General features: G+C 65.0%; 15 protein-coding genes. 11 read left to right on the plus strand and 4 right to left on the minus strand.

The window, feature by feature from the left end:
• Positions 1 to 53 precede the first annotated feature (53 nt).
• Positions 54 to 857 carry an amidohydrolase gene (locus J7360_RS05525; RefSeq protein ID WP_007964633.1) on the plus strand — a complete coding sequence of 268 codons (804 nt, stop codon included), beginning with the start codon at positions 54 to 56 and terminating at the stop codon, positions 855 to 857.
• A 76-nt stretch (positions 858 to 933) separates the two neighbouring features.
• Here J7360_RS05525 and J7360_RS05530 read toward each other — a convergent pair whose 3' ends face one another.
• Positions 934 to 1,704, minus strand: a complete 771-nt coding sequence (locus J7360_RS05530; protein ID WP_279627083.1) for a glutaminyl-peptide cyclotransferase — start codon at positions 1,702 to 1,704, stop codon at positions 934 to 936.
• Between the two features lie 163 nt (positions 1,705 to 1,867).
• Here J7360_RS05530 and J7360_RS05535 point away from each other — a divergent pair, with 163 nt between their 5' ends.
• Complete coding sequence (locus tag J7360_RS05535; RefSeq protein WP_003487019.1) at positions 1,868 to 2,305, plus strand: hypothetical protein; 438 nt, start codon at positions 1,868 to 1,870, stop codon at positions 2,303 to 2,305.
• A gap of 335 nt (positions 2,306 to 2,640) precedes the next feature.
• On the opposite strand, the gene J7360_RS05540 is transcribed toward J7360_RS05535, so the two are convergent.
• The 3 genes from J7360_RS05540 to J7360_RS05550 are packed head-to-tail and all read right to left on the minus strand — an operon-like array spanning position 2,641 to position 6,389.
• Positions 2,641 to 4,269, minus strand: a complete 1,629-nt coding sequence (locus J7360_RS05540) for a pseudouridine synthase (RefSeq protein WP_209033417.1) — start codon at positions 4,267 to 4,269, stop codon at positions 2,641 to 2,643.
• A complete protein-coding gene (scpB, locus tag J7360_RS05545; protein WP_244667768.1) occupies positions 4,262 to 5,470 on the minus strand; it encodes an SMC-Scp complex subunit ScpB in 1,209 nt (402 codons plus the stop codon). The genes J7360_RS05540 and scpB overlap by 8 nt, the downstream gene beginning before the upstream one ends.
• A 13-nt stretch (positions 5,471 to 5,483) precedes the next feature.
• A complete protein-coding gene (locus tag J7360_RS05550) occupies positions 5,484 to 6,389 on the minus strand; it encodes a ScpA family protein (protein ID WP_057661544.1) in 906 nt (301 codons plus the stop codon).
• Positions 6,390 to 6,754: 365 nt separating this feature from the next.
• Between J7360_RS05550 and J7360_RS21330 the strand changes: the two genes are divergently transcribed.
• The 9 genes from J7360_RS21330 to J7360_RS05595 all read left to right on the plus strand — a co-directional run bounded on the left by J7360_RS21330 (position 6,755) and on the right by J7360_RS05595 (position 19,815).
• Entirely contained in the window at positions 6,755 to 7,054 is a 300-nt protein-coding gene (locus J7360_RS21330; RefSeq protein WP_057661546.1) for a YciI family protein, read from the plus strand.
• Entirely contained in the window at positions 7,051 to 7,320 is a 270-nt protein-coding gene (locus J7360_RS05560; RefSeq protein ID WP_008571805.1) for a BolA family protein, read from the plus strand. The genes J7360_RS21330 and J7360_RS05560 overlap by 4 nt, the downstream gene beginning before the upstream one ends.
• A gap of 382 nt (positions 7,321 to 7,702) precedes the next feature.
• The gene (locus tag J7360_RS05565; RefSeq protein WP_057661548.1) at positions 7,703 to 8,725 is read left to right on the plus strand and encodes a LacI family DNA-binding transcriptional regulator; all 1,023 of its coding nucleotides are present in this window, start codon (positions 7,703 to 7,705) and stop codon (positions 8,723 to 8,725) included.
• Positions 8,726 to 8,861: 136 nt separating this feature from the next.
• Positions 8,862 to 11,840, plus strand: a complete 2,979-nt coding sequence (locus J7360_RS05570) for a TonB-dependent receptor (protein WP_209033421.1) — start codon at positions 8,862 to 8,864, stop codon at positions 11,838 to 11,840.
• Positions 11,841 to 11,943: 103 nt separating this feature from the next.
• A complete protein-coding gene (locus tag J7360_RS05575) occupies positions 11,944 to 13,563 on the plus strand; it encodes a glucoamylase family protein (RefSeq protein ID WP_209033423.1) in 1,620 nt (539 codons plus the stop codon).
• 3 nt (positions 13,564 to 13,566) lie between these two features.
• Complete coding sequence (locus tag J7360_RS05580) at positions 13,567 to 14,937, plus strand: sugar ABC transporter substrate-binding protein (protein WP_057661555.1); 1,371 nt, start codon at positions 13,567 to 13,569, stop codon at positions 14,935 to 14,937.
• The gene (locus J7360_RS05585) at positions 14,934 to 15,818 is read left to right on the plus strand and encodes a sugar ABC transporter permease (RefSeq protein WP_017157814.1); all 885 of its coding nucleotides are present in this window, start codon (positions 14,934 to 14,936) and stop codon (positions 15,816 to 15,818) included. Before J7360_RS05580 ends, J7360_RS05585 begins: the two co-directional genes overlap by 4 nt.
• Positions 15,815 to 16,651, plus strand: coding sequence for a carbohydrate ABC transporter permease (locus J7360_RS05590; protein ID WP_057661559.1), 837 nt, complete (start codon positions 15,815 to 15,817; stop codon positions 16,649 to 16,651). Before J7360_RS05585 ends, J7360_RS05590 begins: the two co-directional genes overlap by 4 nt.
• Positions 16,652 to 16,677: 26 nt before the next feature.
• Positions 16,678 to 19,815, plus strand: coding sequence for a discoidin domain-containing protein (locus tag J7360_RS05595; RefSeq protein ID WP_057661561.1), 3,138 nt, complete (start codon positions 16,678 to 16,680; stop codon positions 19,813 to 19,815).
• Positions 19,816 to 19,849 lie beyond the last annotated feature (34 nt).

Raw genomic sequence — 19,849 nt, forward strand, 5'->3', positions numbered from 1 at the left:
CCGACACCCGCTGTTTCGAATCCCCAATCCCGACTCCCAGATCCCGCCTCTCTATGAACGACCTGCGCATCTCCCTGATCCAAGGCGACACCCGCTGGCATGACCCCGCCGGCAATCGCGACTATTACGCTGCGCTGCTGGAGCCGCTGGTCGGGCGGACCGATCTGGTGATCCTGCCGGAAACCTTCACCAGCGGGTTCTCCAATGACGCCATCGATAAGGCCGAAGGGATGGACGGGCCGACCGTGGCGTGGGTGCGCGCGCAAGCCGCACGCCTGGGTGCGGTGGTCACCGGCAGCGTGCAGTTGCGCACTGATGCCGGTGTGTTCAACCGGCTGCTCTGGGCCACGCCTGACGGGGCGCTGCAGTATTACGACAAGCGCCACCTGTTCCGCTTCGGCAACGAGCATCTGCGCTACGCGGCCGGGCGCGAGCGTCTGACAGTGGAATGGAAGGGCTGGCGGATCAATCCGCAGGTCTGCTACGACCTGCGTTTCCCGGTGTTCTGCCGCAACCGCTTCGATGTGGAGCGCCCGGGGCAGCTGGATTTCGATCTGCAATTGTTCGTCGCCAACTGGCCGTCCGCCCGCGCCTATGCGTGGAAGACGTTGCTGCGCGCACGCGCAATCGAAAACCTGTGCTTTGTGGCAGCGGTCAACCGCATTGGCATCGATGGTAACCAACTGCATTACGCCGGCGACAGCGCGGTGATCGATTTCCTTGGCCAGCCGCAGGTGGAAATCCGCGAACGCGAGCAGGTGGTCACCACCACCATCAGCGCCACCGCGCTGGCCGAGCACCGCGCCCGTTTTCCCGCGATGCTGGATGCCGATCGGTTCGAGATTGGGGATTCGTGATTCGAGATTGGTACAAGCACGGCCGCACAGATGCCCTGCCAGCCCGCTGCTGCCAATCCCAAATCCCCAATCCCGGCTACTGAGCCAGCGTGATCTCGTAGATCTTCGGCCAGCGCTTTCCGGTGACGAAGAGGCGATCGTGCTCGGCGTCGTAGGCAATGCCGTTGAGGACATCGTTGGTGGGGTCGGTCAAGGTGTCGGGGTCTGGCACCAGTGCCTTGAGGTCGATCCAGGCGATGACCTTGCCGCTGGCGGGGTCGATGCGTGCGATGCGCGTGGTCAGCCAGACGTTGGCCAGCAACTGGCCCTTGACCCATTCCAGCTCGTTGAGGTTGTCCAGCGGCTTGCCGCGGGCGGTGACCTGGATGGTGCCGATCTGTTTCAGGCTCAGCGGGTCCAGCCGGCGGATGTTGGCCGTTCCGTCGCTCATGTAGAGCTGGCGGTCGTCGCTGGTCAGCGCCCAGCCCTCGCCGGAATAGGTGAATTGGGTACGCGGTGCCAGCGTGGCCAGGTCGTAGACGAAGCCGCGCTGATTGCGCCAGGTCAGCTGGATCAGGCGGTCCTTCCAGGCCACGATGCCTTCGCCATAGAAAGGCGGCGGCGTGTCGACCTGCTGCAGGACGTTGCCGCTGTCCAGGTCGACCTTGCGCACGCTGGACTGGCCCAGCTCGCCGGTGCTCTCGTAGAGATGCCCGTCCAGATAGAACAGGCCTTCGGTAAAGGCAGCGGTGTCGTGCGGATAGGTCCTGACGACCGCGTAACCCTGGGTGGGAATTGCCTCGCCGCAATGGGCGAGGGTGGGCAGCAGCAGTGCGCTGACGAGCAGGCTGTAGACGGTGCGTGGCATGCGGTAATCATCCCATGGCGCGGCTGCAGGCGGCAGCTCTGCTGCCATGTCGAGGCTAGCTAAGACCCCGCTGAACAAACGCATCCGCCGCACTGAAATCTTGTCGCGGCTGCCACATCGGCGCTGCTAGTCTCGCGCCACGTCCACCACTGGCACTGCTCACATGATCAAGTCACTTTCGCTCATCGCGCTGCTCGGCGCCGCCACGCTGGCGCCGCAGGCGCAGGCCGCCGGCAACATCGATTGCCAGCTGTCGTTCAACTTGTCCGGTTGGTCGGTGTTCTACAAGACCGCCAGCGGTACCGGCACCATCAAGTGCGATAACGGTGCGGTCATTCCGGTCAAGATCTCCAGCAAAGGCGGTGGCCTGACCGTCGGTAAATCCAAGATTGTCGGCGGCCGCGGCACCTTCAGCGGTGCCTATAGCCTCAACGACCTGTTCGGCACCTATGCCGCTGCCGAAGCGCATGCGGGCGTCGTGAAGTCCAGCACCGCACAGGTGGTCACCAAGGGCGATATCTCGCTCGCGCTGGCAGGCACAGGCGAGGGCGTGGACCTGGGTGTCAACGTCGGTAACTTCGTGATCGAGCGTCGCAAGTAAGCGTGGTGACAAACCGGGCGAGCAGGTCCCGGGTGGGCGTGCACGGCACGTCCGAAATCGGCGAGCACGAGTGATTCGTGTCGATCTCCGGCACGAGTTGCGCCCACTCGACGGCTGCGCGGGCGTCTGCCGGCCTGAGTCGCAGCATCCGGGGTGCGCTCACCCAATCGGTGCGTGCGGTCCTTGCATCGCGATGACGCCGGGAGTGCCTTCGCTAAACGACCGCATGCGCGGATGCGCCGCAACTTCCCGGTCTTAAGTAGATGGCCGATGCCGTCCGCCATAAAAAACGGCCCCTTGCAGGGCCGTTTTTTATCGTGCGGATCAGTTGACGCTCAACGACCGCGATTGCCGCCGCCGGGAGGGCGACGATTGCCGCCGCCCGGCGGACGGCCGCCCGGGCCACGCGGTGCGCCACCTGGACCGCCAGGACCGCGGTTGGCGGATGCCGGGCCACGATTGCCACCCGGTCCCGGCCGCCCACCGCTCGGGCGGCCAGCAGGGCGTGCCGCACCGTACGGATTGAAACCCGGGTTGGCGTGATCGGAAGGGAAGCTCGGTGCGTTGCCCGGGTGGCCATACGGGTGCTTGCGCTGCCCCTGGCCTTGACCTTGCGATTGCCCCTGTCCGCCGCCAGCGCCGCGTCCCGGACCACCCGAGCGGGCGCCACCTGGACCGCCAGCACCCGGACGCGCGCCGCCTGGTCCTTTCTTCGCATACGGGCGTGCCTGACCGGTGCCCGGGCCGCTTGGGCCGGCATTGCGGTGACCGCTCGGGCCGGTGCTCACCCCATCGGGCACATACCAGCTGCGGAACGCGGCCGGATTGCCGTCCGGCAACGCGCCGCGGTCGCCCTTGGCCGGGCCGCGCTGCTTGAACGGGCGCTGCTGCGATTGCCGCGCGGCCGCTTCGCCGCTGACCGTCAGGCCACCCTTGAAGCCGCCCGGCTTGCCGCGACCGCCGCGGCCGCGATCTTCGCGCAGATTGTCGAAACGGCGCAGCTCGCGACCTTCATCGGCACCGGAGGTCTGGCCGTTGACGTAGGCATTGCTGCGGCCATCGCGCGAGACGTGCACGGTGGACTTGGCGGCGCGGCGTTGGCCGATCACCGGCTGCAGCGTCAGTGCCGACGGCGCGCCTTCTTCCAGTTTCAGTTCGGCGCGCAAGGCGTCGACCTTGTCCTGCGCCACTTCCACCGAGTGCCCACGCAGCAGTTCGCGCGGCAGCGAAATCTTGCCGTAGCGGCTGCGCTTGAGGCGGCTGACCTGGCAACCCTGCGATTCCCACAGACGGCGCACTTCGCGGTTGCGGCCTTCCTTGACGACCACACGAAACCAGTCGTGCGAATCGGTGCCGCCGATGCGTTCGATTTCGTCGAACTTGGCGCCGCCGTCTTCCAGCAGCACACCGCGCGACAGGCGCTCGATGATGGCATCGGAGACTTTTTCTTCGCCTTCCGGTGCGCGCACGCGCACCACATATTCGCGCTCGACCTCGTAGGAGGGATGCATCATCGCGTTGGCCAGCTCGCCGTCGGTGGTGAGCAGCAGCAGGCCGGTGGTGTTGATGTCCAGGCGGCCAATGGCGATCCAGCGCGAACCCTTCAAGGCCGGCAGCGACTCGAATACGGTCGGGCGGCCTTCGGGATCTTCGCGCGTGGTCACTTCGCCTTCGGGCTTGTTGTAGATCAGCACGCGCGAGGGTTCGGTCAGCGCGCTGGCCACGAAGCTGCGGCCGTCCAACTCGATCTTGTCGCCGCTGCGCACCGACATGCCGGTCTGCGCAACGGCGCCATTGACCTTGATCAGGCCGTCGGCGATGCGCTGTTCCAGCGCGCGGCGCGAACCCAGGCCGGCCTGGGCCAGCACCTTGTGCAGGCGCTCTTCCAGCTTGGGCGCTTCGGGCGCGCTGTCGCGCTTGAGGGAAAGCTTGTTCAACGACAGCTTGCGGGGGGTGTCACTCATGTGTCTGGCTCCGGCCGCCGCGTTGCGGGTCGGCCTCTGGGGCGGAATCGGCTTCGTCAACAGCCACGGTCGTCGTCGCGACGGCGTTGTCTTCGTCTTCGTTCACTGCATCCGCGCGCGTTCCCGGCGCGGTGTCGGGGTCGCCCTCACGGGCGTCGTCTGGGTCCTGCGTGTTCTTCTCGTGCACCGAGCCATGCTCGGGGTGTTGCGGTGTCTGGTCGTTTACTGCGTCGGTCGCGTGCGTATCGGTTGCTTGGTCGAGATCGGGGGCTTGCTGGTCGAACCCGGCATCGCCGACCGGTTCCTGCGCATCCTGGTCGGCATCGGCATCGTTGTCGGTTTCACTTTCAGGATCGCGTTCGGCGCTGGTCTGGTGGTCGCTCGCTGCATCGGTGTTGCGGGACGGAGTCGCCGAGGCGTCGGCCTCGTCCGCATCCGGGGCATCTTGCCAACCGCCGGTGCCGCCGGTGCCGCCGATGTCGTCGGCCTCGGCGCCAGCGTTGGCTTCTGCATCCGCGTCCGCAGTACCCGCAGCGTCAGCCGCTGCATCCGAATCGCCGCCTTCAGCGTCACCGGCATCCGCCCGATCCTGCGCCGCGTCCATCGCTGCCGAGGCCGGCACTGCGCCATCCAGTTGCCCGTCGCGGTCCAGCGGCAGCTGCGGTTCCAGCTCGGCGATGTCCTTCAACTCAGACAATGGCGGCAGCTCGTCCAATCGCTTGAGCCCGAAGTAATCCAGAAAGCCCTTGGTGGTGCCGAACAGGGCCGGCTTGCCGGGCACGTCGCGGTGGCCCACCACGCGGATCCATTCGCGCTCTTCCAGCGCCTGGATGATGTTGCTGCTCACTGCCACGCCGCGCACCTGCTCGATCTCGCCGCGGGTGATCGGCTGGCGGTAGGCGATCAGCGCCAGTGTCTCCAGCGTGGCGCGGGTGTACTTGGTGCGGCGCTCGGTCCATAGCCGGGCAACCCAGCCATGCACATCGGCCTTGACCTGGAAGCGGAAGCCGGAGGCCACCTCGACCAGTTCCACGCCACGGTCGGCACAGGCCTCGCGCAGCAGTTCCAGTGCGCGCTCCACGCTGCCGGGCGGCGCCGGCTCTTCTTCCGGAAACAGTCCCTGCAGCTGCGCCAGCGTCAGCGGCTGGCTGCTCGCCAGCAGGGCGGCTTCGATAATGCGGGTGATCAGCGCTTGATCCATTCGATGATCGGCTTCAGATAGGTTCGTTGGCGGCATCGCTGTCGTCGAATTCGCTGGAGAATTGCAACGGCGCATTGGTATTGCCCAACGCCAGCGACTTCACGTAGATCGGCGCCAGCGGCGCTTCCTGCACGATGTCCAGCAACTGCTCCTTGGCCAGTTCGAGCAGCGCCAGGAAGGTGACCAGTACGCCGAGCTTGCCTTCTTCGGCAGTGAACAACGATTCGAAACGGTAGAACTTGCCATCGTCCAGGCGGCTCAGCACATCGCCCATGCGCTGGCGCACACTCAGCGCCTCGCGCTTGATCGCATGGCCGGTAAACAGCTCGGCGCGTTTGAGCACGTCGTACAGCGCCATCAGCATTTCTTTCAATTCCACCGGCGGCGGCAGCTTGACCGCTGCGCGCTCGGGCAGATGCGCATGCACCGGCGCGCTGTCGCGGCCCATGCGGGGCAGGGTGTCCAAATCCTCGGCGGCCTGCTTGAAGCGTTCGTATTCCTGCAGACGGCGGACCAATTCGGCGCGCGGATCTTCTTCTTCGCCATCCTGGCTGGGAGGGCGCGGCAACAGCATGCGCGATTTGATCTCGGCCAGGATCGCCGCCATCACCAGATATTCGGCTGCCAGTTCGAAGCGCAGTTCCTGCATGACATTGATGTAGTCCACATATTGCCGGGTAATCTCGGCGACGGGGATGTCCAGGATGTCCAGATTCTGGCGGCGGATCAGGTACAGCAGCAGGTCCAGCGGGCCTTCGAAGGCATCCAGGATGACTTCCAGGGCATCCGGCGGGATATACAGATCCTGCGGGATCTGCAGGACCGGTTGCCCATGCACCACCGCCAGCGGCATTTCCTGCTGCTGTGGCGGCGCGCTCGTGGCTGGCGGAGTCGCGGCGTGCGCGAGTTCGGAATTCATCAGGTCGACATCGGTCTTACGGTCGCCGGCGGAGGTCTGAGCCGCGCCTGCAGGGCTTTGCCTTGAGTTATTGCGATCAATGTCGTGCCTGTGCCGGCACGATCCCACAAATCTACATACGCCAATCCACATGCAAGCAGGCGCCGTGTGGCATGCGGCGACGGAACAGCGAGGAGGTCGTCTACGCGGGCCGGCGGTGGGCAGCGAATCGGTCGTCGGGAAGAGCGTTGAGCCTGGGCCGACGGGCCGCTGCGTCCGGTTGCGTGTGCAGTGGTGCCAAGGGTAATGCGTGCGCGGGGGCGGTGTCCAGCGCCGACGCGGCTAGAATCAGCGCGGTGATCTTCCAGTCTTGGGCGAGGTGGCGTGTGTGGTACGTAATCGAGGGGTATGACCGGCCCGACGCATTGGCGGCACGGCAGCAGGCGCGGCCGGCGCATCTGGCGCGTCTGCAGGAACTTGCGGCCGCGGGGCGATTGCTGGTGGCGGGCCCGTGCCCGGCCATCGACGCCGAAGATCCGGGTCCGGCCGGTTTCAGCGGCAGCGTCGTGATTGCCGAGTTCGACGCTCTGGACGAGGCGCGCGCCTGGGCCGATGCCGCCCCCTATGTGGAAGCGGGTGTGTACACGCGCACCGAGGTCCGGCCGTTCCGCCGGGTCTTGCCGTGAGCCGGGTCGAGCAGATCCGCGCAGCGTTGCAGGCGGCACTGGCGCCCACCGAGCTGGACGTCGTCGACGATAGCGCGCGGCATGCAGGCCATGCCGGTGCGCGCGACGGGCGCGGGCACTTCAATGTGCGCGTGGTCAGCGCCGCATTTGTCGGCAAGCCGCCACTGGCACGGCACCGCGCGGTGTATGCCGCGGTGGGCGAGATGATGCAGACCGATATTCATGCCTTGTCGATCGAGGCCTTCGCGCCGGGCGAGGTGGGCTGAACGTTGCAGGGCAGGGATGCGGTCGTACCCGAACGCGCGCGGTGTCAGAAACGCAGGGGCACAACGGCAACCGCCTTCACGCCAGCTAAGGTCAGGGCGCAGCCGGCCAGGCCGTGGCGGTTCCGATGATGGCTACCGGTCGTGCGACTCCTGGTGAGACCTGGTCGATTCGTTGTTAAGCGTGACCTGCATCGTGCTTCGCTTGTGGACGCATGGGTACATATTTGTTGCGTCGCAGCACATTGCTTCACGCGCTCCTCACTTGCAGCTAGTTGATCTGTAAGCGCTTTCACGCGTGTGAAGATAGGGGTTTACGCCTCTGTATGAAAACGCTTACAGTCCGCGCCAGTTTTTGGGAAGTCGGTCGCGGAGGGCGACACGAATGGCCAAGGGTGCGGTCACCATCAAAGATGTCGCTCGGGAAGCGCAGGTCTCCGTTGCAACGGTGTCGCGTGCGCTCAACGGGCACGACAATGTCGCCGGACCGGTGCGCCAGCAGGTGCTGGAAGTGGCCGAGCGGCTGCGCTACAGCCCGCATGCGGCCGCGCGCAGCCTGAGCAGCCGGCGGTCGCAGACGCTGGGCGTGGTGCTGCCGGACTTGTATGGCGAATTCTTCTCCGAATTGATTCGCGGCATCGATGGCGCGGCGCGTGCGGCGGGCCAGCACCTGCTGGTGTCCAGCTATCACGGCGACCCGGAAGCCCAGGGCAGGGCGCTGCGCTCGATGCGCGGGCGCGTCGATGGCTTGCTGGTGCTCTCGCCCTACGCCGAGCAGCCGGGGTTCCTGACCGACAACCTGCCGCAGTCGCTGCCGACGGTGTTGATCAATGCGCACCTGCCCGGTGCCGACTATCCGGTGCTGGGCATCGACGACCACGCCGGTGCCATGGCCATGACCGAGCACCTGCTGCGTGCCGGGCACCGCCGCATCGCCTTCATCGGTGGCCCGGCGCTGAATTTCGACGCGCGCGAACGCCTGCGCGGCTTCCGCGATGCGCTTGCTGCGTTCGGTGCGCAAGCGCAGGGCGTGGAATACCCGGGCGACTTCGACGAAGCCTCCGGCCACCGTGCCGGGATGGCGATGCTGGCGGCCGGCGCGTTGCCGGATGCGGTCTTCGCCGCCAACGACATGACTGCGCTGGGCTGCCTGTACGCGTTCGCCCAGGCCGATGTGTCGGTGCCTGGCGACGTGGCGCTGGCGGGTTTCGACGACATTCCGCTGGCCCGCTTTGTCCACCCTGCGCTGACCACGATGCGGGTGAGCATCGCCCGGCTGGGCGAGCAGGCGATGAGCCGGCTGATGCGCCTGGTCGAAACGCCCGACCGCGACGACGGCATCCGGCAATTGCTGACACCCGAGCTGGTGATCCGCGCCTCCTGCGGTGCTGGCGAATCGGCTCACTGACCTTTGCGGCCACGCGTTTCTGGGCTGCCGACCCTTTCGCGGACGTTCTGTCCGCTCCCGCTGTCCCCGCAGCGGCTGTTCCTGCACCACTGCACTGCCACAACAACAATCTGTACCGATCCCTGGAGGGACGACCATGCGCCACCACCACCCCCATTCCGCCCGCCCGGCGCGCAAGCTGCTCAGCTGCGCGCTTGTCAGCTGCCTGCTGCTGGGCGCCGCACCGGCCTTCGCACAGAGCACCGCCGCCACCATCCGTGGCCAGGTCACCGTCGATGCCGCACCTGCCGCCCAGGCGCAGGTCACCGCCACCAATCTGGCCACCGGCCTGACCCGCACCGTGCAGGTCAGCAATGGCGGCTATTCGGTAGGCGGCCTGCCGCCGGGTTCGTACCGCATCGATGTCACCGCCAATGGCCAGACCAGCTCGCAGAACGTCACCGTGCAGGTCGGCCAGACCGCGACCTTGAATCTGGGCGTCGGCGGCGAACCGGCCACGGCCGCCGGTGGTAACGCCACCACGCTGGATGCGGTGCAGGTGAAGGCGCCACCGGTACTGGTGGAGACGCGCACCTCCGAGAACGCGACCTACATTTCCAACGTGCAGATCCAGAACCTGCCGCGCGCCACGCGCAACTTCCTGGAACTGGCCGACACCGTGCCCAACGTGCAGTTCACCCGCGAGGCCAACGGCACCACCAAGGTGCGCACCGGTGCCACCTCGGCCGAAGGCACCAATGTCTACATCGACGGTGTGAGCCAGAAGAACTACGTGCTGACCGGCGGTGTGAGCGGCCAGGATTCCAGCCGCGGTAACCCGTTCCCGCAGTCGGCGATCGGCGAATACAAGGTCATTACGTCCAACTACAAGGCCGAGTTCGACCAGGTCAGCGGCGCGGCCATCGTGGCCTCGTCCAAGTCCGGCACCAACGACTTCCACGGCAGCTTCTTCTGGGACACCAGCAACGACGGCTGGCGCGAGGAAAGCCCGCTGGAGAAAAAGGCCGGCGTGCGCGACGACTTCGAAGAAACCCAGTACGGCGCCACCTTCAGCGGCCCGATCCTCAAGGATAAGGCGCACTTCTTCATCGCCTATGAGGCCAAGGAATACACCACCCCGAACGTGGTGATTCCCGGCTCGATCTATTCCGACCGCGTCGACCAGCTGCCGGCCCAGCTGCAGCCGCTGGTGGTGACCTCCAGCACGCCGTTCAAGGAAGACCTGTATTTCGGCAAGATCGACTGGACCATTGGCGAGAACAACCTCTTCGAGCTGACCGGCAAGTACCGCAAGGAAGACGAGCTCAACGACGTTGGCCGCACCTCGACCTATGAGCACGGCAGCATCAACGGGCAGGAAGAAAAGCGCGCCAACCTGCGCTGGCAGTACAGCGGGGCCAATTTCCTCAACGAGGCCAACCTGAGCTACGAAAGCGCGTTCTGGAACCAGGCGCCGATCAACAACGGCAATGGCTACATCCTCAGCTACGCGCCGGGGCGCGGCAACGAGACCGACATCCTGGCGGCGGGGGCCGGCAGCAGCTTCCAGCGCAAGGGGCAGAAGGGCTGGACCTTCCAGGACGACCTCACCCTGAACAGCCTGGAATGGCACGGCGCGCACACCGTCAAGATGGGTGTGAAGTTCAAGAGCATCGACCTGGATTCGACCCAGTTCAACCCGGCCAACCCGCAGTACTACTACAACATCCTCACCGACGTCGAAACGCCGTACCGGGTGCGCTTCGGTGCGCCGCTGGTGGAAGGTGGCGGTTCGGTGGTGTCCAAGAACAAGCAGTACGGCATCTACCTGCAGGACGACTGGGAAGTCAACGAGCACTGGACCGTGAACCTGGGCGTGCGCTACGACTACGAAGAAACCCCGGCATTCCTGGACTTCGTGACCCCCTCGGATGTCGCCAGCGCGCTGCAGAACTGGCCCAACCTGCGCAACGCCAACTACAACATCAACGACTTCATCAGCACCGGCAACAACCGCAAGGCGTTCAAGAATGCTTGGCAGCCGCGCCTGGGTGCGTCCTACGACCTGTTCGGCGATCAGGCCCACGTGATCTATGGCGGCGCCGGCCGTGCCTATGACCGCAACATCTTCGATTACCTGGCACTGGAGCAGCTCAACAACTCCTTCAAGTCGTATAGCTACTACTTCACCAGCGCCAACAACCCCACTTGCCTGGGCGACCCGTGCACGGCCTGGAATCCGGCGTACAACAGCCAGGATGGCTTGAACACACTCACGGCCAACAGCACCGGTGGTGGCGGACGTGAGGTCTACCTGATCGACAACAACCTCAAGACCCCGTACTCCGACCAATTCAGCATCGGCATGCGCAATATGGTGCCGTTGTGGGGCCAGGACTGGTTCACCGATGTCACCCTTAGCCGCATCGAGAGCCACGACGGTTTCGCTTTCGTGCGCGGCAACCGCCTGCCGGACGGTTCGTTCTTCCAGCCGGGCACCACCTCCGGCGTGCCGACCGATGGCCCGAACGGCTATAGCGCCATCGTGCTGGGCACCAATGGCGTGGAAACCCGCAACAACCAGCTGGCCTTGCAGGTGGAAAAGCCCTTCGACGAAGAATCCGGCTGGGGCCTGACCGTGGCCTACACCTATTCCGATGCGAAGGAGAACCGTCAGTTCGGCGAGCACTATGCGCTGGACCGCGAACGCATCCAGGACTACGGCTGGCGTGAGGCCGGCGGCATCCCGAAGAACCGCCTGGTGGTCACCGGCATCTACGAGCTGCCGTACGAGATCAAGCTGTCCGGCAAGCTCTCCCTGGCCAGCCAGACCGCGCGCTATGGCCAGAATTGCCTGGCCGGCAACGACCAGTGCGAGATCATCCAGTTCAAGCCGGATGGCACGCTGGGCTACAAGGAATTCAGCATTGCCGCCAATAAAGAGTGGGACACCGGCGGTGGTGTCAAATTCAATGTGCGTGCGGATATCCTCAACGTGTTCAACTGGGTCAATTACGCCACCTTCAACGGCGATACCGGAACATTGCAGGACTTGAACACGGCTTACGGCACACCGACCGGTGTGCTGGCGTCGCCGATGCGCACCTTCCGTCTGGCTTTCGGCCTGAACTGGTGAGGTGCTCGACCGCCCTGGCCGCAACGCCAGGGCGGTCGAACTCGGCGCCTGGATAGGGTAGGTTGGCGTGTCAGATGTAATCGATTACACACGTGGGGGGCGGATGGACAGGGGCAACACGTCGCGATGGTTGACGATTCCACTCTTGCTGGGCGCGCTGGTCGTGGCGTCGTGCAAGCAAGCCGAGGAACCCAAGGTGGCCGAAAAGAAGGCACCGGTCAAAGTCATCCTGGTTGAGGCGCAGCTGCCGCCCAAACCGGTCAAGCCGCCGCTGCCGCCGCTGTTTTCGGACATCGAACGCCGCACGTTCCAGTTTTTCTGGGACACCACCAACGAGGTCAACGGCCTGTCGCCGGATCGGTTTCCGTCGCGCCCGTTCGCCAGCATTGCGTCGGTCGGATTTGCGCTCACTGCCTATCCGATCGGCATCGAAAACGGGTGGGTCAGCCGCAATCAGGCGATCGACCGCACCCTGACCACGCTGAAATTCTTCCGCGACGCGCCGATGGGCCCGCAGAAGACCGGCCGCGCCGGCTACAAAGGTTTCTACTACCATTTTCTGGACATGCAGCAGGGCAACCGCTACGACAGCTGGGTCGAGCTGTCGAGCGTGGACACCGCACTGCTGATGATGGGCGTGTTGTTCACCCAGTCGTATTACGACGGCGACGACCCGCGCGAGAAGGAGATCCGCCAGATCGCCGACACGCTCTACAAGCGCGTGGACTGGCGCTGGCTGCAACAGCGTGCGCCGCTGATCTCGATGGGCTGGTTCCCCGAGAGCGGCTTCATCAACCACGACTGGATGGGCTACAACGAGGCGATGATGCTGTACATCCTCGCGCTGGGCTCGCCGACGCATGGCGTGGACCCGGACGCCTGGACCAGCTGGACCCGCACCTACAACAACGACTGGGGCGTCTACCAGGGTCAGGAATACCTGTCGTTCGGCCCGCTGTTCGGCCACCAATACAGCCATGTCTGGATCGACTTTCGCGATATCCAGGACCAGTACATGCGCGAACGCGGCATCGACTACTTCCTCAACAGCCGCCGCGCCACCCTGGCGCAGCGCGACTACGCCATCGACAACCCGATGAAGTGGAAGGACTACGGCGAGAACGTCTGGGGCCTTACCGCCAGCGATGGTCCGCAGAACACCAGCCAGGAATACCGCGGCGAGCAGCGCCAGTTCCGCCATTACTCTTCGCGCGGCGCCGGTCTGCGCGAGAATTTCGACGACGGCACCATCGCCCCGACTGCGGCGATCTCCTCGATCGTGTTCGCCCCGGAAGTGGTGATTCCTGCCACCCAGGAGATGCACAAGCGCTATGGCGACTTCCTGTATTCGAGCTATGGGTTCCTGGATTCGTTCAACCCCAGTTTCAACTACGACATCCCGATCAAGACCGGGCGCATGGTGCCGGACCGTGGCTGGGTGGCCAGCGACTACATCGCCATCGACCAGGGCCCGATCCTGACGATGATCGCCAACTACCAAGACGAATTCGTCTGGAACGTGATGAAGAAGAACCCCTACATCCGTGCCGGCCTGGAACGCGCCGGCTTCACCGGCGGCTGGCTCACCCCGGAGGGCGAGCCGCAGCCGGCGCCGCAGAAGGACGAGCAGAAGGCCGCTGCGCGCGCGCTGGGCATGGCCGAATCGCGTGCCGCCGCCGCCCAGGCCCAGCAAGACCCCTCGCAACGCCAAAAACCCGAGTAATCCGTGCGCCTTTTGAAACTGTTGATGTTGGCCCTCGCCCTGTGTGCAGGTGCGACGGGATGCGAACGCTCCGATCCGGGCAAGACCACGGTGCGCTTCTGGGCGATGGGCAAGGAGGCCGAAGTGGTCGCCGAGCTGGTGGCCGATTTCGAAAAGCAGAACCCCACCATCCATGTGGATGTGCAGAACATCCCGATGACCGCGGCGCACGAAAAACTGCTGACCGCCTTTGCCGCCGACGGCCTGCCGGACGTGTGCCAGCTCGGCAACACCTGGCTGCCGGAATTCGCGCTGCTGGACACGCTTGAGCCGATGCAGCCGTACGTGGCGCGCTCCAAGATCGTCGAGCCCGCCGATTATTTCCCCGGAGTGTGGGATACCAATCTGGTCGACGGCACGCTGTACGGCGTGCCGTGGTACGTGGACACGCGCCTGCTGTTCTACCGCAAGGACTTGCTGCGCGAGGCCGGCTATAACCAGATGCCCAAGACCTGGGCCGAGATGGAACAGGTGATGGCCGCAATCAAGCGCAAGGTCGGCCCCGACCGCTACGCCATCCTGATGCCGCTCAACGAATTCGAGCAGCAACTGTCGTTCGCGCTGCAGCAGGACGACCGCCTGCTGCGCGACCATGACAACTACGGCAATTTCCGTGGCGCCGGTTTCCGCAAGGCGCTGGGCTTCTACGACAACATGTACCAGCAGGGCTGGGCGCCCAAGGTCTCCGAGACCCAGGTCTCCAATGTCTGGTACGAGTTCTTCAACGGCTACTACGCGTTCTATCTGTCCGGGCCGTGGAACGTGCGCGAATTCAAGCTGCGCCAGCCGCCGGGCATGGAAGGCAAGTGGGGCACCGCGCCGTTGCCGGGGCCTAATGGCTTGGGTGCCGGGATTGCCGGCGGTTCCAGCCTGGTGATCTTCAAGTCCTCGCAACACAAGGACGCCAGCTGGAAGCTGATCGAATACCTGTCCCAGCCCACGGTACAGGCACGTTTCCACGCCATCATCGGCGACCTGCCGCCGCGTCGCAGCACCTGGAAGCTGCCCTCGCTGGCCAACGACGAGCTGGCGCATGCCTTCGGCGACCAGCTGGAGCGTGTCAAGGCCACGCCGAAGGTGTTGGAGTGGGAGCGCATCGTGCAGGAAATGCGCCTGGTCACCGAGCGCGTGGTGCGTGGCGGGCAATCGCACGAAGCCGCCGTGCAGGAACTGGATCAACGCGTGGACGAAATCTTGGCCAAGCGCCGCTGGATCTTCGAGCAGGAGGGCGGGCATGTCGGCCCGGCCGGTGACACGGCTCGGCCGGCAGTGCAGCCAGCGGCTGCAGACACCACTGCGCCAGCCGCCGCAGCGGACCAGGGAGCCGCACGATGATCAAGCGTAATTCCGTTGCCGGCTGGGTCTTCGCCGCGCCGTCGATCATGGTGCTGGGCATGTTCTTCGGCGTGCCGGTGTTCGCCGCGCTGGTGCTCAGCGTGACCGACTTCGACCTGTACGCATTGGCCGACAGCAGCCATCTGCGCTTCGTCGGCCTGGGCAATTACATCGACCTGCTGCAGACGCCGCTGTTCTGGAAGTCGTTGTGGAACACCACGTACTTCGTGCTGCTGGGCGTGCCGATGTCGATCGGCGTGTCGCTGGGCGCGGCCCTGCTGCTCAACGCCAAGGCCTCGCGCTTCAAGGCGCTGTTCCGCACCGCCTTGTTCGCGCCGGTGGTGACCACGCTGGTGGCGGTGGCGGTGATCTGGCGTTACCTGTTCCATATCAAATATGGCCTGGTCAACTTCGGGCTGAGCCATCTGGGCATCGCCCCGATCGACTGGCTGGGCGACCCGCGCTGGGCGATGCCCACCATCATGCTGTTCGCGGTGTGGAAGAACTTCGGCTACAACATGGTGATCTTCCTGGCCGGGCTGCAGGCGATCCCGCAAGACCTGTACGAGGCCGCGCGCATCGACGGCGCGTCGCGCTGGAAGCAGTTCCTGCACATCACCTTGCCGATGCTGGGCCCGGTCCTGATGGTGGTCGGGGTGATCACCATTTCCGGCTACTTCCAGCTGTTCGCCGAACCCTATGTGATGACCCGCGGCGACCCGCTGCAAAGCACCGTCAGCGTGCTGTATTTCATGTTCGAAGAAGGCTTCAAGTGGTGGAACCTCGGCCGCGCGTCGGCGGTGGCGTTCCTGTTGTTCCTGATCATCCTGGCGGTGACCACCGTCATGCTGCGCTTTGGCCGCAAGAAGGACCTGATATGAGTCGTGATGTCGGCGAGTCGCGCTGGAATGCCGTGCTGATCAACGGCGGCCTGCTGGTGCTGGCGCTGATCAGCCTGGCACCGCTGCTGTGGATGCTGTCGGTGTCGTTCATGCCCACTGGCGAGGCCAGCCGGTTTCCGCCACCGATGCTGCCCTCGGCGTTTACCGCGGCCAACTACCACGAGCTGTTCGCGCGCACCGGCATGGCGCGCAACTTCGCCAACAGCTTGCTGGTGTCCGGGCTGATCACGCTCGGGTCGTTGCTGGTCAACACCATGGCCGGCTATGCGTTCGCCAAGCTGCAGTTCGTCGGGCGCGAGCGCATCTTCAAGATCCTGATGGCGGCGCTGGTGATCCCGGCGCAGGTGGCGATGCTGCCGCTGTTCCTGCTGATGAAGCAGCTGCACCTGGTCAACAACATCGGCGGGGTGGTGGTGCCGGCGTTGGCCACGGTGTTCGGCATCTTCCTGGTGCGTCAGTACGCGCGCAGCATTCCGGATGAATTGATCGAGGCCGCGCGCATCGACGGTGCCAGCGAGATGCGCATCTTCTTCCAGATCGTGTTGCCGATGCTCAAGCCGGTGCTGGTCACCTTGACCATCTTCACGTTCATGGGCTCGTGGAACGATTTCATGTGGCCATTGATCGTGCTGACCGACCAGGAGCAATACACCTTGCCGGTGGCACTGGCGGCGCTGTCGCGCGAGCACATCATGGACGTGGAGCTGATGATGACCGGTGCGGTGGTGACGGTGATTCCGGTGCTGCTATTGTTCCTGGCGCTGCAGCGTTACTACATCCAAGGGCTTCTGCTGGGGAGTGTGAAGGGGTGAAACCAGTGTTCCTGCGACTGTGTGCCATGGCCGCTTTCGTCACGTCTGCGGGCACAGCGCAGGCGCAGGAGCGCCTGCTCGACGGCTTCAACGACATCGGTGCCTGGCGCCTGGTGGTGTCAAACCAGGTGAGCGGTTCGCTGCGCCCGGTGGCCACCAGCTCCGGTGGGCACGCCTTGTGTCTGGATTACAACTTCAACGGCGTCTCCGGCTATGTCGGCATCCGCCGCAATTTGCCGATTACCTATCCGGACAATTACCGGATGTCGTTCGCGGTGCGTGGCGAGTCGCCCTCCAACGACCTGCAGCTCAAGCTGATCGACGCCAGCGGCGACAACGTGTGGTGGGTCAACCGGCCGGGCTTCAACTTCCCGAAGAACTGGACCACGTTCAACTACCGCAAGCGCAACATCGAGAAGGCCTGGGGTCCGGGTGCGGACAAGCAGTTGCGCACCAGTGCGGACGTGGAGTTCACCATCTACAACAAGGTCGGTGGCCAGGGCACGGTGTGCTTCGACCGCCTGGCGCTGACGCCGCTGCCACCCGAAGACACCTCGCCGCTGCAGGCCAAGGCCATCACCGACACCGCGCCTGCGTTGGAACAGCGCCTGGCCGATGGCAAGCCGGACACGTTCTGGCTCAGCGGCGCGGTCAAACAGCAGACGGTCACGCTGGATCTGGGCAAGGTGCGCGAATTCGGCGGCGCCGTGGTGCAGTGGGTGCCGGGTCTGCAAGCTTCGCAATATGTGGTGCGTTCCTCCAGCGACGGACGGAGCTGGCGCGACCTGCGCACGGTCACCGCCGGCGCGGGCGGCACCGATTGGCTGGCGCTTCCCGATACCGAGGCGCGCTACCTGCGTTTCGATCTCAAGGACGGCCCCAACTGGCGCTACGGCATCAAGGAAGTGCAGTTGCAGCCGCTGGCATTTGCCGCAACGCCCAACGACTTCATCAAGTCGCTGGCGGCGCAGCTGCCGCGCGGCAGTTATCCGCGCGGTTTTTCCGGGGAACAGCCGTACTGGACCATTCTCGGTCTGGACGGCGGCACCGAACAGGGCCTGATCGGCGAAGACGGTGCGGTAGAAGTCGGCAAGGGCGGTTTCAGCATCGAGCCGTTCGTGGTTACCGGCGGCAAGGTGTTGCACTGGTCCGATGTCAGCAGCGAGCAAAGCCTGCAGGACGATTACCTGCCGATTCCCAGCGTCGATTGGCACCACGACCTGATGAACCTGCGCGTCACCGCCTTTGTGCAGGGCACCCCCGATCAGGCGCAACTGGTCGCGCGTTACCAACTGCACAACACCGGCAAGGACGCGCGCGAGTTCACCCTGGCGTTGGCAGTACGGCCATTCCAGGTCAACCCGCCGGCGCAGTTTCTCAATACCCTGGGGGGCGTCAGCCGCATCGAGCAACTCGCAGTGAATGGCGGCCAGGTCAGTGTCAACGGCAAGCCGCGGGTGTTCGCGGCACAGCGGCCGGATGCCGGCTTTGCGAGCGCCTTCGACAGCGGCATGGACGTCAGCCATCTCACCGCGGCCACGTCCCCAACGGTGACCCAGGTCAAGGACGAAACCGGCCTGGCCTCGGGTGTACTGCTGTATCGCTGGAAGTTGGAGCCCGGCCAACGCCGTGAAGTGGCCCTGGTCATTCCGCAAACCGGCGCCGCGCAGCTGCCGGCCAACTTCGATGCGGACAAGGCGCAGCAGCAGGTGGCGCAGCAATGGCGCAGCAAGCTCGATCGCGTGCGCATCAGCGTGCCGGCCGAAGGCAAGCCGGTGGTCGATACCTTGCGCACGGCGCTGGCGCACATGCTGATCTCGCGTATCGGCCCGCGCCTGCAGCCGGGTACGCGCTCTTACTCGCGCAGCTGGATCCGCGACGGCGCGATGATTTCCGAAGGGCTGTTGCGGCTGGGTCGCGAAGATGTGGTGCGCGACTATGTGGACTGGTTTGCGCCGTATCAGTTCGCCGACGGCATGGTGCCGTGCTGCGTGGACGACCGTGGCAGCGACCCGGTGCCGGAAAACGACAGCCACGGTGAGCTGATCTACAACATCGCCGAGTACTACCGTTATACCGGCGACAAGGCCTTCCTGGAAAAGATGTGGCCGCATGTCAGCGGCGCCTACGACTACATGGAAACGCTGCGCGCCAGCGAGCGCACCGAAGAAAACTTCATGCGTAACCCGGCCTTCTACGGAATGATGCCGGTGTCGATCAGTCACGAAGGCTATTCGGCCAAGCCGGTGCATTCGTATTGGGACAACTTCTGGGCGCTGCGCGGCTACAAGGACGCGGCGATGCTGGCCGGTGCGCTGGACAAGCCAGAGGCGGTGGCCCGCTTCAGCACCGCACGCGATGAATTCAGCGGCGACCTGGTCGCATCGTTGGGTGCGGCCGTGCGTCAGCACAACCTGGATTTCCTGCCGGGTTCGGCGGAACTGGGCGACTTCGATGCGACCTCGACCACCATTGCGTTGACGCCAGGCGGCGAGCAGCAACGCCTGCCGCAGGATCTGCTGACCAAGACCTTCGAGCGTTATTGGAAGGAATTCTCCGACCGCCGCGACGGCAAGCGCGAATGGAAGGACTACACGCCCTACGAGTGGCGCAACGTGGCCGCGTTCGTGCGTCTGGGCTGGCGCGACCGCGCCTGGGATGCGACTGCGTTCTTCTTCAAGGACCGCGCGCCACAACCGTGGAACCAATGGGCCGAAGTGGTCTCGCGCACGCCGCGCACACCGTTCTTCGTCGGCGACCTGCCGCATGCCTGGGTCGCCTCGGACTTCGTACGCTCGGTGCTGGACATGTTCGCCTACGGTCGCGAATCCGATGCCAGCCTGGTCATCGCGGCCGGCACGCCGACGCGCTGGTTCGAAGGCAAGGGAATCGGCATTGCCGAACTGCGCACACCGTACGGGCGCCTGAGTTACACCTTGCAGCGCACCGACAAGCAACTGGTGCTGCAACTGCAGCCAGGGCTGATCCTGCCGCCGGGCGGCGTGGTGCTGCCGTGGCCGTATCAGGGAACCCCCGGCAAGGCGACCATCAACGGCGAATCGGCCGAGTGGCAGAACGGCGAACTGCGCATCCAGCAACTGCCGGCCAATGTGCAGATCGATGTGCCCAGCGCGGTGCGGCGGGCCGAGCGCGCCACGCAATGAGGCAGGCGTGGCAGCCGTCGCGGGCAGCGCCAGT

The organism is Xanthomonas sp. D-99 (assembly GCF_017746145.1).
Lineage (GTDB): Bacteria > Pseudomonadota > Gammaproteobacteria > Xanthomonadales > Xanthomonadaceae > Xanthomonas > Xanthomonas cissicola.

Coding starts and splice junctions, on each gene's coding strand:
- J7360_RS05525 (WP_007964633.1), top strand. CDS start 54: ATGAACGACCTGCGCATCTCCCTGATCCAAGGCGACACCCGCTGGCAT.
- scpB (WP_244667768.1), bottom strand. CDS start 5,470: ATGGATCAAGCGCTGATCACCCGCATTATCGAAGCCGCCCTGCTGGCG.
- J7360_RS05550 (WP_057661544.1), bottom strand. CDS start 6,389: ATGAATTCCGAACTCGCGCACGCCGCGACTCCGCCAGCCACGAGCGCG.
- J7360_RS05585 (WP_017157814.1), top strand. CDS start 14,934: ATGATCAAGCGTAATTCCGTTGCCGGCTGGGTCTTCGCCGCGCCGTCG.
- J7360_RS05575 (WP_209033423.1), top strand. CDS start 11,944: ATGGACAGGGGCAACACGTCGCGATGGTTGACGATTCCACTCTTGCTG.
- J7360_RS05540 (WP_209033417.1), bottom strand. CDS start 4,269: ATGAGTGACACCCCCCGCAAGCTGTCGTTGAACAAGCTTTCCCTCAAG.
- J7360_RS05565 (WP_057661548.1), top strand. CDS start 7,703: ATGGCCAAGGGTGCGGTCACCATCAAAGATGTCGCTCGGGAAGCGCAG.
- J7360_RS05535 (WP_003487019.1), top strand. CDS start 1,868: ATGATCAAGTCACTTTCGCTCATCGCGCTGCTCGGCGCCGCCACGCTG.
- J7360_RS05530 (WP_279627083.1), bottom strand. CDS start 1,704: ATGCCACGCACCGTCTACAGCCTGCTCGTCAGCGCACTGCTGCTGCCC.
- J7360_RS05570 (WP_209033421.1), top strand. CDS start 8,862: ATGCGCCACCACCACCCCCATTCCGCCCGCCCGGCGCGCAAGCTGCTC.
- J7360_RS05590 (WP_057661559.1), top strand. CDS start 15,815: ATGAGTCGTGATGTCGGCGAGTCGCGCTGGAATGCCGTGCTGATCAAC.
- J7360_RS05595 (WP_057661561.1), top strand. CDS start 16,678: ATGGCCGCTTTCGTCACGTCTGCGGGCACAGCGCAGGCGCAGGAGCGC.